A 13,271-nucleotide genomic window follows, 5' to 3' on the forward strand; every position below is an offset into this window, starting at 1 on the left:
TAGGTAGTAAAAATGCGTTTTACGTGCTCTATTTTACTATTACTTTTCTGCCTGCCAGTTGCTGCAACCAAGCAACCGAAGTCAATCGAATGGATCATGGTTGATTTTGCTCCCTACTACATCATGAATGACAAATATGAAGGAACTGGTCGTGACGAAAGTGTGATCAAATTACTAGAGCAATTTCTGCCAGAGGTTTCATTTAAACGCACTTTATTGCCGGCTAGTCGTGCCGTGAATGAACTATCAAACCCACACAACAATTACTGTATGCTGTCGTTATATCAAAGCGAGCACCGTAAGCAGCATATTCAGTTTACAGAGCACACTTCAACAGTGGGTTTATCACCCTCCATTGCCATACGTAAAGAGTTAGCCACAAAACTTAAGTTAGACGTCACAAAACCCGTGTCTTTAAAATCGTTATTAAACGAAAAACACTTGGCATTAGGGGTATCAATGAGCCGCTCGTTTGGCACCGATATAGATAGCGTGATTAACGAAAGCCATGACGCTAATATTATCTCACGCCCCGGCAGAGATACACTCGCAAGCTTAACTTATATGCTGCATAAGAAGCGCATTGATATATTACTTGGCTACCCTAGCGAACATTACTATTTGGCGCACTCAATGGGCTTTAAAGATGAATTGACCCAACTGACACTCACCGAAGCACCGGCATTAAGCGTTGGTTATATAGGTTGTACAAATAACAAACAAGGCAAAGAAACGGTAAAACTACTAGATGAAACCCTTGAAAAAATAGCTCACACAAACGCTTTTCATGATGTTTTAGTTCGCTGGCTACCTGATAATTTACAGCCCATTTTAGAAAAAAGGTTAAAAGATAGAAACGAAAGTGCCGCTCATTGAGCGGCACTTTTAATTTCCTAATCCACATAGTTATGCGAATTGGCAGTCGTATTAATGGTGCTTACTTACGCACACCTTCAATGAATAAACCGATATCAACATGCGTAGAAGCAGGGCCTAGATTGTAGTCGATACCATAGTCAGCTAGTTTAAGGCTTGTTTCACCTTCAAAACCAACACGGTATCCACCCCATGGATCTTTACCTTCACCAATTTTATCAATTTCAAAAGTAATGGTTTTAGTCACACCATTTAAGGTGAATTCACCTGTTACATCTGCTTCGTCACCGTCTTCATCAAACTTGATTGAGGTGCTTTTGAATGTTGCCGTTGGGTATTTATCAACATTTAAGAAGTCTTTTCCGCGTAAGTGCTTGTCACGCTCAGCATGGTTTGAGTCGATGCTTTTAGTATCAATCGTTACATTGATTTTAGATGCATTAGGCGCTTTATCGTCATAACTAAAGTCACCTGAAAAAGTATTAAAACGACCATGTAACCAGCTGTAACCTAAGTGCTTAATTTTAAAAGTTACAAATGCGTGTGCACCGTCTGTATCAATAACGTAGTCAGCTGCATTTGCGTTTGCTGTTGAGAAAAGTGCAGCACTTAGTGCTGTGCCTAATAGTAATTTTTTCATTTTAATCATCCTTCAATGGTTTGATCATTCTAATTAAGGTTTTATCTTTATCGATAAAATGATGTTTTAGTGCCCCTAAAGCATGTAAAACAACCACAGCTATTAGCCCATACGCGGCATAAAAGTGAATTTTACCTGCAATATCTTCTTGGTTTGCGACCGACTCTGGTAATGCCGGTACATCAAATAAATTAAATACTTCAATTGCACGGCCATCAGCCGTAGAAATTAAATAGCCTGATGTCACAATGACGACTAAAGCTAAATAAATTAGTTTATGGGCTGAGTGTGCAACTCGATTCATTGCTTTTGAACTGCCTGCAACAGGCTCAGGTTGGGTGCCTAACAAGCGCCAACCAAATCGAAACAGCAATAATGCCGCTAAGGTAATACCAACGCTTTTATGCAAGTCCAAAGAACCTTTGTACCAAGCGTCGTAATAGGTTAGCTCAACCATATATACGCCTAAGCCAAACAAACCAAACACCCCAAGTGCCATTAACCAGTGCACTAAGATGGCCACCCAGCCATAACTTGACTTTGAATTCTTTAACATACTCATTTCCCATGAGAATCGTGAAACTAGGTACAGCTTAGCTTAGGATTTATATAATGAAAATAGCGTAAAACGAACAGCTTCTGTGCGTATGTGCACACCCAAAAAAAGTTGAAAGGGGAAGGTGTTTGGTACTATACGGTAATTTGATATAGGCAATTTCGACTATTTTCACCCATAAAACAAAGCCAGCTTCTGCTGGCTGTGGTTTCAAATCATTACTTCCAAGGGGAGTCAGAACGACCAATTCTCCAACCTGAGCAAGGATTATATTCAATATATTCTGAATTAGGGCAGAAAACATGAAACATTTCGTCGTCCTCATCTGATAAACACAGAATTTCTACAAGAACAAAGTTATCAAAAGATAAAGTTACGTCGCCAACATCATTTTGAGATACAGCCCTAATTGAACCAAAACTGATAGTTTTAAGTTTTTCATCTAGCTCTTCATTTGTTTCAACGTCATCTAAACATGCACAAATTACCTGTTTATTTTTAATAACTCTCCAATTACTTGAATACGTTCCAATTTCCCATTCACGGTACTCTCCAGAACTAGCTTCGTTATCTTTTTTTCCAAAACCTAAACTCAAGGATGTGCTATTACCAACTGCTTGGCGAACACAATACAAGTTAATAACTTCATTTATTTTATTTTCTATTACACTATTAATCATTATCCCCCCCAAAGATTTTAGCCAGCTTGGAACACACATTATGAAAATTAATATAAAATTAACCTCATTATCTGAGACAATGGATTACACACTCTTTAGTAAAGTTTAATTGGTAGATATTAGCTAATTCTAAATCTAGCTCAGCCGATTTCAAAAGAAGTCACACCGAAAATACGGTTTAATGGCAAACTCGGAGAGTCGTTGGTATACATTCTGGCGGTTTCAAATGACACCTGCATGTTGTATTTCTGTGCCAAAGCGACAGCAGCTTGATTGATTTCTGGTGTATCAAGGAAAATAGCGTCGGATGCACTCGCTTTAGATTTTAAAGCAAGGAACAAAGATTCAGCTAATTCTGGTGAGTCGGCAAATAAGGGGCCAACTTTAAAGCCGTTCTGGCACTTGCGAATTACGCCGTATCCTGCCAGTTCCCCATTGTTCATTACGCCCAAAGCGTCGCATTGGGGTTGGCTTAACCAGGCTTTGGTAAAGTTTGCTCTATTCACTGGGAAAAAAGCCTGTTCGTATGCGTCAAAAATTTCGAATGGCACAGCATTAAGATCTACAATGTCTGCATTTTGCGGTGAACTACCACCGCCTACTCCTGCAAAACGAATATTACGATAAGCCAAATTAAAACCAGACTTTTTATAGTTTTCTTGCTGTTCCACCACACCATCAAGGCCAATATTCAACCCTTCAAGGCGCTTTAATGCGGCATTCCAGATTTGTATTCCGTAACCTTTGCCACGGTAACCGGGTTTAACAATGTAGAAGCCAATAAAGCCAAATACATCGTGGTAATTAATGGCAGAAATTGTAGCAATAGGTTCATCGTCAAGAAAACCGACAAGAAATCCTTCAGGATCAGCAGCAAAATAACACTCTGCATCATTAAGGCCCGGATTCCAGCCTTCTGCTGCAGCCCAATCAATCATGAGTTCGACTTCCTTCTTGGTCATGGTTTTGATTGTAAAATGTTTACTTTGCATCTGCTTTCCTTATATTTTTCAGTCTACTCTGACAGCTAACTTAAAACTTACTGCTTAAAACTATTAACTTCCAGCTATTCGCCTTCTTCCACCAAACCAACATAAATCTGGCTATTGGCATCTACCTGAAAGCAGCTGATCAGGTTTTCTTTCACCAGCTCTAACATGGCGATAAAACTAACGACAACACCACTTCTGCCCTCTTCTACCGTAAAAAGAGTACTAAAAGGTAGCTGTGATTGGGCTTCTGAGAGTTTATCTAAGATTAAGCTCATCCGTTCACGGGTCGATAAGGCTTCTGCGGTAATATGATGGTGTTCAAATGTTTTAGCTCGGGCCATAACGTCGCTTAGCGCAACTAACAAGTCTTTCATGTCAACGTCAGGTAACAGTACCTCACGCTCACTGAATTCTGGCACCAGTGCTTCGGCAACAAAAATATCGCGGCCTTCGCGAGGGATCTCATCAAGATTTTCTGCGGCTTTTTTAAATTGTTCGTATTCCTGTAAACGTCTGACAAGCTCAGCTCGAGGGTCTTCTTCCTCTTCAAGCTCTTCATGTTTTGGTAATAATAGTCGTGATTTAATTTGTGCTAATAACGCCGCCATCACAAGGTATTCACCAGCCAGCTCAAGCTGAAACTCGCTCATCATTTCAACATAACTCACGTATTGCTCTGTAATACTAAAAATAGAGAGCTCTAGTACATCGAGTTTATGTTTTTTGATTAAATACAGAAGTAAATCGAGAGGACCTTCAAAGGTTTCTAAAATGATCTCTAATGCATCGGGGGGAATATATAAATCTTCAGGTTTATCAACCACCGCTTTACCATGCAAAAAAGCCAGTGGCAGCTTTTGCTGTACTGGCTCTTGTAAATTATCTGGCGCGTCAAGCTCTGGGCTAGTCAATGAAGTCTCTACTCAAATGGTTTAGTATCACCACAACCCACACGTAAGATTTCGATATCATCATCCGACAAGTCAATTACTGTGGTTGCCTGTTCAGGAAGATAACCACCATGAATAATTAAATCAACTTGCTTTTCAATGCGATCGCGAATTTCATCAGGATCTGCCTCGGTATATTGCTCACCCGGTAAAATTAAAGAGCACGACATTAACGGCTCACCTAATTCAGCCAATAAAGCACAGGTGATTGGGTGTTCGATAACACGAATACCAATGGTTTTTTTCTTTTCGTTTAATAAACGCTTTGGTACTTCTTTAGTGCCTTTAAAGATGAACGTATAAGGCCCAGGGGTGTTATTTTTAATCAATCTGAATAACTGATTATCAACGCGAGCATAGGTAGATAGCTCAGATAAGTCGCGGCAGACCAAAGTAAAGTTATGGTGTTTTTCAATGCCACGAATACGTTCAATGCGCTCTTTTGCTTGCTTATTACCAATGCTACAGCCAAGTGCGTAACCCGAATCGGTTGGGTATACGATAACACCGCCTTGCTTAATAATATCAACCGCTTGGCTGATTAAGCGTGGTTGCGGATTATCTGGATGAATATGAAAAAACTGACTCATTACACGCTCCTATTGCCCTTCCCATGCTTGCCAAACCCCTTGGCAATCTTTTGGTAAGTATAAATTTTTACCTAACTCCAACCAACTGGTCGGAAAATGAAAATCTGACCCTTGTGACGCAAGTAAGCCATATTCACGGCAAAGTTCACCTAAAAACTGGCGCTCACTGGGTGCTTGCTGTGGTTGTGCAACTTCCATCGCATCGCCACCGGCATCTTTAAATTCAATAATTAATTTCCGTAGCCACTTATTCGACATTTGATAACGCCCAGGGTGTGCTAGAACGGCAACCCCACCGGCTTGATGAATGGCAGCAATTGCAGTTTGCATATCGCACCAACTACTTGGTACATAACCTGTTTTTCCTCGCCCTAAGTACTTTTTAAATACCCCAGGAAAGTTTTTAGCTACACCACGTTCAATCAGTGCACGGGCAAAATGCGCCCGTGTGATCTGGGCGTTTTCAGCAAATGTCCTTGCTTGGTCATAAATGCCTTCAAAACCATTTTTCGCAAGGCGACGACCTATCTCTAAAGCGCGCTCTTCACGCTTGGCTTGTTGAGATTGTAATAATGACAACAGTGCGTCATTTTCGTCATCAACATTTAAGCCAACAATATGAATTTCAAAGCTTTCCCATTTTGTTGATACTTCAACGCCAGCAATTAATTTAAGCGGTAAATTATCATTTGTAATGACTTGGCGAGCAGGTTTTATCGCACTTAACGTGTCGTGATCGGTAATTGCAAACACATCTATGTTTTTCTCAACCGCGCGGTGTAACAATTGCTCGACTGATAGCTGACCATCTGAGTATGTGGTGTGGCTATGTAAATCGTATTTTATCAAAGGGAAAGACTGCTTTACGTAAGTTCTTGAATCAATGATGTGAGTATAACAAAAATTTACTGCGAGGGCGTGATTATCTTATATAGCTGTGTGTTTTACCCTCATAAATGGGCAATTGCGATGGGTAAATGCCGAACTCGTACTAATATGTAAATTAATACTTGACAGTATCCGCTTAGGTACGCTTTACTGTATGCACTTTCAGACACGTTAAATAAGCAATAACAATGAACAAAACAATTCAAATCACAATTTGGTGGTGGCACTCGTAACTAGCGGGTGACGAATTGTCGTGTCTAACGATTTCAAAACCCGCTCAAGTAGCGGGTTTTTTTATATCTAAATTTTAAGGTTTTATAATGAATTACATAGCAACTCTTACACATCATTGGTGGTGGCGCCTGGCTTAGCGGGACGGTAAGGGTCTATCTAATTTATAGGCATCTTTATACGAACCCCGCCAAGCATCGCTTCGCGGGGTTTTGTTTTTTAAAGAGTTTTTGGGAATGAGGGAGAATGAGGTTTGATTTTTAGTCATATAACAACGACACCGGGTGAAGTAACCAGTATCACTCAAGTGCGCGACTACATCAGTAGCCCACTTGCGTTATACAGTTTACTCGATAAGCCTAATTCACTGCTGTTAGAGTCTGCTGAAATTGATTCTAAAGACAGTGTAAAAAGTCTAATTTTGGTTGACTCAGCGCTACGTATTGTTTGCCAAGGCAAACAGGTCACACTCACTGCACAGTCAAATAATGGCAAGCAATTACTGCCTTATTTACAAACTCATGTGCAAAACTGCTCTGCAGAGCTTGTAGAGGATACATTAACGTTAACCTACAACGAGGTCGCAAGCGATATTGATGAAGCCAGTAAATTAGTAGCAGATAATGCTTTTAGTGCGCTACGTAGCTGCATTAACAGTATTAAAAGCACCACAGACAACCCATTCTCTGTGTTCTTAGGCGGTGTGTTTGCCTACGACATGGTTGCTAATTTCGAAACTCTTTCTGATGTGCCTGACGGCGAAAACAGCTGCCCGGATTATGTTTTCTACCTCGCCGAAACGTTAGTTGTCATCGACCATCAAGCAAAAACAACCGAGCTAATTGGCAATGTGTTCAACGGCCCTGAAGTCCATGCAAACTGCTTTGAGGTTGGTCAACAGTTAGAGCGTTTAAATGCCGTATGTGACAATGCACAAAGCTACCAAGGGCAAAAGCAAACAGGCTCAAACCCAATTTCTGTTGATGTTAGCGACGAGCAATACTGCGAACATGTCATCAAGTTAAAAAATAACATCGTTGATGGCGATATATTCCAAGTTGTGCCATCACGTACTTTTTCTCTCGCCTGCCCTGACTCACTTCATGCTTATAGCCAATTAAAACTACAAAACCCAAGCCCATATATGTTTTACATGCGCGATGAAGAGTTCGTGTTATTCGGCGCATCACCCGAGTCAGCCCTCAAATATTGCGCAGAGAGTAAACAAGTTGAGGTATACCCAATTGCCGGCACTCGCCCGCGTGGCAAGTTTGCTAACGGGCAAATTAATCCAGACCTAGACAGCCGCATTGAGCTTGAACTTCGTAACGACCAAAAAGAACGTGCCGAGCACCTTATGTTAGTTGATTTAGCAAGAAATGATGTAGCCCGTATTAGCGTACCCGGCACACGTCACGCTAAAGAGTTATTAAAAGTAGACCGCTACTCACAAGTGATGCATTTAGTTTCACGCGTGGTGGGTACTTTAAAACCTGAACTCGATGCGCTACATGCTTACCAAGCTTGTATGAACATGGGCACCTTAGTGGGTGCACCTAAAGTACGCGCTGCCGAGTTAGTTCGTCAAACCGAACAAAAACGCCGCGGCAGCTATGGAGGTGCAGTGGGTTATTTAACGGGCGATGGCGCCATGGATAGCTGCATTGTTATTCGCTCTGCCTTTGTTAAAAACGGCACGGCCTACGTGCAAGCAGGTGCAGGTGTGGTGTTTGATTCAGATCCACAATCAGAAGCCAATGAAACCCGTGCTAAAGCACAAGCTGTGATCACTGCGATTCAATCGACTTACGAGGCACAATAATGACGACAACATCAGCCTATAAAATCTACTTTTTAGATAACTTTGATTCATTTAGTTATAACTTAGTCGATGAACTTTCTATGTTAGGGTGCCAGTTAGTGGTATACCGTAATAACATCAGTGCACAAAGCATCTTCGACAAAATGTGCCAAGAGACAGTGCCTGTATTATTAGTGCTTTCACCTGGTCCTGGCGCACCATCTGATGCTGGTTGTTTAATGGAGCTCATTGAACTGTGTAAAGGCCGCTTCCCGATGCTGGGTATCTGTTTAGGGCAGCAAGCACTAACACAAAGCTACGGTGGGGTTATTGGTCATGCAGGCGAAACTGTGCACGGCAAGTCATCAATTATTACGTTGACTGAGCACCCAGTATTCGCGGGTATGGGCGATAAAATGCCGGTTGCTCGTTATCATTCATTAATGGCAACCAAAGTCCCTGATGATGTTGAAGTAATTGCTTGTTATGAAAATATTCCGATGGCAATTTACCATCAACAAGATAATGCCCTTGGCTATCAGTTTCATCCTGAATCAATTTTAACGCCAAATGGCGCATTGCTATTACAACAAAGCATTGAATTTTTAACCGCACGCGTGCAGTAGAGGAATAACATGGAAGCAACAACTCAAACCCAGTTAAACCAATTATTAGCAAAGCAAGATTTATCATTTTCGCAAGCAACTGCATTATTTGATGCCATCATGAATGGCCAGCTTAATGATATTGAATTAACGGCTGCACTTATCGCCCTAAAACTAAAAGGCGAAACAAGTGATGAAATCGCCGGTGCGGCGGCATCAATGCGCGCCAATGCAGTGCCATTTCAAACCAGCAAAACCTTACTTGCTGATAGCTGTGGTACAGGTGGCGATGGCTCAAACACAATTAATATTAGTACAACGGCTGCTATTGTTGCTGCCGCTGCGGGCATCAACATGGTCAAACATGGTAATCGCAGTGTGTCGAGTAACTCGGGCTCAGCTGATTTACTTAAAGCCTTGGGTATCAATATCGATATGAGCCCTGAGCAAGCAGCGCATTGTTTAGACAATACTGGGTTTACATTTTTATTTGCACCGCATTATCACAGTGGTGTACGCCATGCGATGGGCGTGCGTACGGCTCTTAAAAGCCGCACAATTTTTAATATCTTAGGTCCACTGGCCAACCCTGCTGCCCCTGAGGTGCAATTGCTTGGTGTTTATGACCCTTCACTGTGCTTACCAATGGCCGAAACCTTAAAAACCCTTGGCACAAAACGCGCTATGGTGGTTCACGGTGCAGGCACTGACGAAATCGCCTTACACGGGACAACCAAAGTGGTTGAGCTTAATAACGGTGAACTGAGCGAATACACGCTAACAGCGAGCGATTTTGGTCTTGCAAACTATTCACTTGAACAACTAGCAGGCCAAGGCCCAGAATATAACGCAAAAGCAAGCTTAGCGATTTTACAAGGTCAAGGTGAAATGGCGCATAACGCTGCCATTATAGCCAACGTCGCCGCCCTTCTTTATTTAACCGATAAAGCAAGTGATTTAAAAGCAGCCGCAGATCAAGTAATTGAATTATTAGCATCAGGAAAAGCGATGGACACATTGAACGCAATTATTGAGGTAAGTCATGGCTAACGTGTTAGACAAAATTGTTGCCGACAAACGTATTGAATTAGAACAAAGAAAAGCACAGCGCCCGCTTGAGTCATTCATTAGCGAGGTTGTGCCAACCAAGCGAGACTTTGAAGCAGCATTAGCAGCAACCGGTACGCAGTTTATTTTAGAATGTAAAAAGGCCTCACCGTCAAAAGGACTTATTCGCGAACCATTTAATTTAGACGAAATTACATCGGTTTATAAAAAGTACGCAACCTGTATGAGCGTACTAACAGATGAAAAATATTTCCAAGGCAGCTATCAGTACCTTGAATACGTGCGCAGCCAAGTGGAACAGCCGCTTATTTGTAAAGACTTCTTTATTGATGAGTACCAAGTTTATTTAGCACGCTTATCTGGTGGTGATGCCATTTTATTAATGCTCTCAGTTCTTGATGACGAGCAATATTTAGCGCTTCATAAAGTGGCTGACTCTTTAAATATGTCGGTACTCACTGAAGTCAGTAATGAGCAAGAAGTAAGCCGTGCTCTTGCACTTAATGCCAGCCTAATTGGTATTAATAACCGCGACCTTCGTGATTTAAGCACTGATCTTGCAACAACAGAGCGTTTACGTCAGCTTATCCCAAATGACAAAGTGGTAATTTCAGAGTCGGGCATTTATACCCATAAAGATGTAAAACGCCTTGCACCATTGTGCGATGGCTTTTTAATTGGCAGCTCATTAATGGCTGAGCGCGACTTAGAAGCCGCATGCCGTAAAGTCATTTTAGGTGAGAACAAAGTGTGCGGTTTAACCCGTTCACAAGATGCGATAGCAGCCTACGCCAGTGGTGCTGTGTATGGTGGCTTAATTTTTTATCCTAAGTCACCGCGTTATGTCGATATCGACTGTGCCAAGCAAGTTACGCAAAGTGCCCCGCTCGCGTATGTGGGTGTGTTTGTCAATGCACCTCTTGAACAAGTGGTCGATTATGCACAAAGCTTAAAATTAGCTGCAGTGCAATTACATGGTGACGAGAATAGCGAGTATATTCAAAGTCTCAGAAAGCAATTACCGCTTGGCTGTGAAATTTGGAAAGCCCAAGCCGTTAAAGGCGAATTACCCAAACCGCTTGAAGGGGTTGACCGCCATTTGTACGACACTTACAGCAAAAGCCAAAAAGGCGGCACAGGCGAAGCATTTGATTGGTCTGTGCTAGAAACGGCAACCGTGCCGTTTATGTTAGCCGGGGGTTTAAACCCAGAAAATATTCACGCAGCGCTTTATCGCGGTGCTAATGGTCTTGACCTAAATTCTGGCGTTGAAGCGTCAGCGGGTAAAAAGTGCCAAACAAAATTACAAAATGCGTTTTCGCATATCAGAAATTATTGAGGTTAGAATGCAAAATCCAGCTTATTTCGGTGAATTCGGTGGTATGTTTGTACCACAGCTGCTTGTGCCAGCACTCAAGCAACTAGAAGCAGAGTTTAATAAATCGCAAAACGATCCAGCTTTTCAGGCTGAGTTTGAAAAACTATTAAATGAATACGCAGGCCGCCCTACGCCATTAACACTGACACGTAACTTAGTTAAAAACCCTAAGGTAAAACTGTATTTAAAGCGTGAAGATTTACTGCACGGCGGTGCACACAAAACCAATCAAGTACTTGGCCAAGCACTCCTTACTAAACGCATGGGTAAAAAAGAAGTGATTGCAGAAACAGGTGCCGGCCAACACGGTGTTGCAACGGCCCTAGCCTGCGCCCTACTTGGCTTAAAGTGCCGTATTTACATGGGTGCAAAAGACGTTGAACGCCAACAACCAAATGTATTTCGTATGAAATTAATGGGCGCAGAGGTTATTCCTGTCACAGCGGGCTCTGGCACCTTAAAAGATGCCGTAAACGAAGCACTGCGTGACTGGTCAGCAAATTACAAAGATGCTCACTACTTACTAGGCACTGCAGCAGGCCCTCACCCATTCCCAACCATGGTGCGAGAGTTCCAAAAAATGATTGGTGAAGAAGCAAAACAACAAGTACTGAAAGCTGAAGGCCGCTTACCGGATGCTGTGCTTGCTTGCGTGGGTGGTGGCTCTAACGCCATTGGTATGTTCACAGACTTTATTGATGAGCCAAGCGTAAAATTAATTGGTGTAGAGCCTGCTGGTAAAGGCTTAGATACCCACCAGCATGGTGCAACCTTATGTAAAGGCACAAAAGGCATTTTACACGGTACCTATACCTATATTATGCAAGATGATGATGGTCAAATTGAAGAGTCTTACTCTGTATCAGCAGGTCTTGATTACCCTGCTGTTGGCCCACAACATGCGCACTTACATGAAACTGGCCGTGCTGAGTACGTAGGTATTACCGATACTGAAGCGCTTGAAGCATTCCAACTACTGGCTAAGAACGAGGGGATTATTCCAGCGCTTGAATCAAGCCATGCCCTCGCATATGCCCTTAAATATGCCGAGCAACAAACCGAAGACACTATTTTAGTGGTTAACCTAAGCGGCCGAGGCGATAAAGATTTGGCTCACGTACACAGTGTTTTATCAGAAGGAGGCGCACTATGAGCCAGACTAACCGTTACGGACAACTGTTCGCCACATTAAATGAAACAAACCAAGGTGCTTTTGTACCCTTTGTTACGATTGGCGATCCTAATAAAGCACTGAGCGTAGAAATCATCAAAAGTTTAATTGATGGCGGCGCCGATGCCCTTGAGCTAGGTATTCCATTTTCAGATCCGATTGCAGATGGCCCGGTGATCCAAGCGGCCAACATTCGTGCACTTGATGAAAACATCAATACCCAAGATTGCTTTGATATCATTAAACAAGTGCGCCAGTACAATGCCGATATTCCAATTGGCCTGTTATTGTATTCAAATCTTGTGTTTAAGCGTGGCATCGAAAAGTTTTATCAAGATGCTAAAGAAGCCGGTGTCGATTCAATTTTAGTGGCTGACGTGCCGCTACATGAGTCAAAGCTATTTCGCCAAACAGCAATGAAAAATGGTATTGACCCAATTTTTATTGCTACACCGAATGCTGATGATGACACGTTACGAGAGTGTGCGTCATATGGCCGCGGTTACACATACCTTCTTTCACGCGCAGGTGTGACAGGCACAGAAACCAAGGCACAAATGCCAGCAGATTCATTAGTTAAAAAACTAAAAGATTACCATGCTGCACCGGCATTACTTGGTTTTGGTGTATCAACGCCGGAAGATGTTAAATCAGCACTCGATTCAGGAGCTGCTGGTGCGATTTCAGGCTCTGCGGTTGTTAAAATCATCGAGGCAAACCTTAATGATCAAGCAGCAATGCTAACTGGTTTAAAAGAGTTTGTAGCCAGTATGAAGGCAGCTACAAAGTAACTTATTGTATTGCTTAAAAAAGGGCCATAAAGGCCCTTTTTTGTGCTTAACATT

At 42.2% G+C, this 13,271-nt stretch carries 14 protein-coding genes; 7 read left to right on the plus strand and 7 right to left on the minus strand.

Translation table 11 applies throughout. From position 1 onward, the window contains the following. Positions 1-12 precede the first annotated feature (12 nt). Positions 13-876 (plus strand): TIGR02285 family protein, encoded by an 864-nt coding sequence (locus L1272_RS04515; RefSeq protein ID WP_199529905.1) that lies wholly within the window; start codon positions 13-15, stop codon positions 874-876. 61 nt (positions 877-937) lie between these two features. Here L1272_RS04515 and L1272_RS04520 read toward each other — a convergent pair whose 3' ends face one another. The 7 genes from L1272_RS04520 to rnm all read right to left on the minus strand — a co-directional run bounded on the left by L1272_RS04520 (position 938) and on the right by rnm (position 6,133). Further along, positions 938-1,516, minus strand: coding sequence for a YceI family protein (locus L1272_RS04520; protein ID WP_054552925.1), 579 nt, complete (start codon positions 1,514-1,516; stop codon positions 938-940). A 1-nt stretch (position 1,517) separates the two neighbouring features. Then, complete coding sequence (locus tag L1272_RS04525) at positions 1,518-2,072, minus strand: cytochrome b (protein WP_199529904.1); 555 nt, start codon at positions 2,070-2,072, stop codon at positions 1,518-1,520. A 218-nt stretch (positions 2,073-2,290) separates the two neighbouring features. Further along, entirely contained in the window at positions 2,291-2,752 is a 462-nt protein-coding gene (locus L1272_RS04530) for a hypothetical protein (RefSeq protein WP_199529903.1), read from the minus strand. Between the two features lie 140 nt (positions 2,753-2,892). Continuing rightward, on the minus strand, positions 2,893-3,744 hold the full coding sequence (locus L1272_RS04535) for a GNAT family N-acetyltransferase (protein ID WP_235372848.1): 852 nt from the start codon (positions 3,742-3,744) through the stop codon (positions 2,893-2,895). A 74-nt stretch (positions 3,745-3,818) separates the two neighbouring features. After that, the gene (locus tag L1272_RS04540; RefSeq protein WP_054561234.1) at positions 3,819-4,655 is read right to left on the minus strand and encodes a segregation and condensation protein A; all 837 of its coding nucleotides are present in this window, start codon (positions 4,653-4,655) and stop codon (positions 3,819-3,821) included. An 8-nt stretch (positions 4,656-4,663) separates the two neighbouring features. Continuing rightward, the gene (locus L1272_RS04545) at positions 4,664-5,284 is read right to left on the minus strand and encodes an L-threonylcarbamoyladenylate synthase (protein ID WP_130166260.1); all 621 of its coding nucleotides are present in this window, start codon (positions 5,282-5,284) and stop codon (positions 4,664-4,666) included. Between the two features lie 9 nt (positions 5,285-5,293). Next, positions 5,294-6,133, minus strand: coding sequence for an RNase RNM (gene rnm / locus L1272_RS04550; protein WP_199529901.1), 840 nt, complete (start codon positions 6,131-6,133; stop codon positions 5,294-5,296). Between the two features lie 523 nt (positions 6,134-6,656). Here rnm and L1272_RS04555 point away from each other — a divergent pair. From L1272_RS04555 to trpA, 6 genes are read left to right on the plus strand one after another with little or no spacing between them, the layout of a single operon-like run. Further along, positions 6,657-8,225 carry an anthranilate synthase component 1 gene (locus tag L1272_RS04555; protein ID WP_062565124.1) on the plus strand — a complete coding sequence of 523 codons (1,569 nt, stop codon included), beginning with the start codon at positions 6,657-6,659 and terminating at the stop codon, positions 8,223-8,225. Further along, positions 8,225-8,830: an aminodeoxychorismate/anthranilate synthase component II gene (locus L1272_RS04560; protein WP_062565123.1), complete on the plus strand. Its 606-nt coding sequence runs from the start codon at positions 8,225-8,227 to the stop codon at positions 8,828-8,830. The genes L1272_RS04555 and L1272_RS04560 overlap by 1 nt, the downstream gene beginning before the upstream one ends. Positions 8,831-8,839: 9 nt before the next feature. Next, positions 8,840-9,859: an anthranilate phosphoribosyltransferase gene (gene trpD, locus L1272_RS04565; RefSeq protein WP_138602342.1), complete on the plus strand. Its 1,020-nt coding sequence runs from the start codon at positions 8,840-8,842 to the stop codon at positions 9,857-9,859. Continuing rightward, the gene (gene trpCF / locus L1272_RS04570; RefSeq protein WP_199529900.1) at positions 9,852-11,216 is read left to right on the plus strand and encodes a bifunctional indole-3-glycerol-phosphate synthase TrpC/phosphoribosylanthranilate isomerase TrpF; all 1,365 of its coding nucleotides are present in this window, start codon (positions 9,852-9,854) and stop codon (positions 11,214-11,216) included. The genes trpD and trpCF overlap by 8 nt, the downstream gene beginning before the upstream one ends. Positions 11,217-11,223: 7 nt before the next feature. Beyond that, complete coding sequence (gene trpB / locus L1272_RS04575; RefSeq protein WP_138619900.1) at positions 11,224-12,408, plus strand: tryptophan synthase subunit beta; 1,185 nt, start codon at positions 11,224-11,226, stop codon at positions 12,406-12,408. Continuing rightward, the gene (trpA, locus tag L1272_RS04580; RefSeq protein ID WP_199529899.1) at positions 12,405-13,217 is read left to right on the plus strand and encodes a tryptophan synthase subunit alpha; all 813 of its coding nucleotides are present in this window, start codon (positions 12,405-12,407) and stop codon (positions 13,215-13,217) included. Before trpB ends, trpA begins: the two co-directional genes overlap by 4 nt. Positions 13,218-13,271 lie beyond the last annotated feature (54 nt).

Origin of the sequence: Pseudoalteromonas sp. PAST1 (assembly GCF_021532515.1) — a bacterium.
Taxonomy (GTDB): domain Bacteria; phylum Pseudomonadota; class Gammaproteobacteria; order Enterobacterales; family Alteromonadaceae; genus Pseudoalteromonas; species Pseudoalteromonas simplex.

What these genes read in the sequence shown, in the direction of transcription:
- trpCF (WP_199529900.1), top strand. Translation starts at nt 9,852, where the DNA reads ATGGCTAACGTGTTAGACAAAATTGTTGCCGACAAACGTATTGAATTA.
- L1272_RS04545 (WP_130166260.1), bottom strand. Translation starts at nt 5,284, where the DNA reads ATGAGTCAGTTTTTTCATATTCATCCAGATAATCCGCAACCACGCTTA.
- trpA (WP_199529899.1), top strand. Translation starts at nt 12,405, where the DNA reads ATGAGCCAGACTAACCGTTACGGACAACTGTTCGCCACATTAAATGAA.
- L1272_RS04535 (WP_235372848.1), bottom strand. Translation starts at nt 3,744, where the DNA reads ATGCAAAGTAAACATTTTACAATCAAAACCATGACCAAGAAGGAAGTC.
- trpD (WP_138602342.1), top strand. Translation starts at nt 8,840, where the DNA reads ATGGAAGCAACAACTCAAACCCAGTTAAACCAATTATTAGCAAAGCAA.
- L1272_RS04525 (WP_199529904.1), bottom strand. Translation starts at nt 2,072, where the DNA reads ATGTTAAAGAATTCAAAGTCAAGTTATGGCTGGGTGGCCATCTTAGTG.
- L1272_RS04515 (WP_199529905.1), top strand. Translation starts at nt 13, where the DNA reads ATGCGTTTTACGTGCTCTATTTTACTATTACTTTTCTGCCTGCCAGTT.
- L1272_RS04530 (WP_199529903.1), bottom strand. Translation starts at nt 2,752, where the DNA reads ATGATTAATAGTGTAATAGAAAATAAAATAAATGAAGTTATTAACTTG.
- L1272_RS04520 (WP_054552925.1), bottom strand. Translation starts at nt 1,516, where the DNA reads ATGAAAAAATTACTATTAGGCACAGCACTAAGTGCTGCACTTTTCTCA.
- L1272_RS04560 (WP_062565123.1), top strand. Translation starts at nt 8,225, where the DNA reads ATGACGACAACATCAGCCTATAAAATCTACTTTTTAGATAACTTTGAT.
- trpB (WP_138619900.1), top strand. Translation starts at nt 11,224, where the DNA reads ATGCAAAATCCAGCTTATTTCGGTGAATTCGGTGGTATGTTTGTACCA.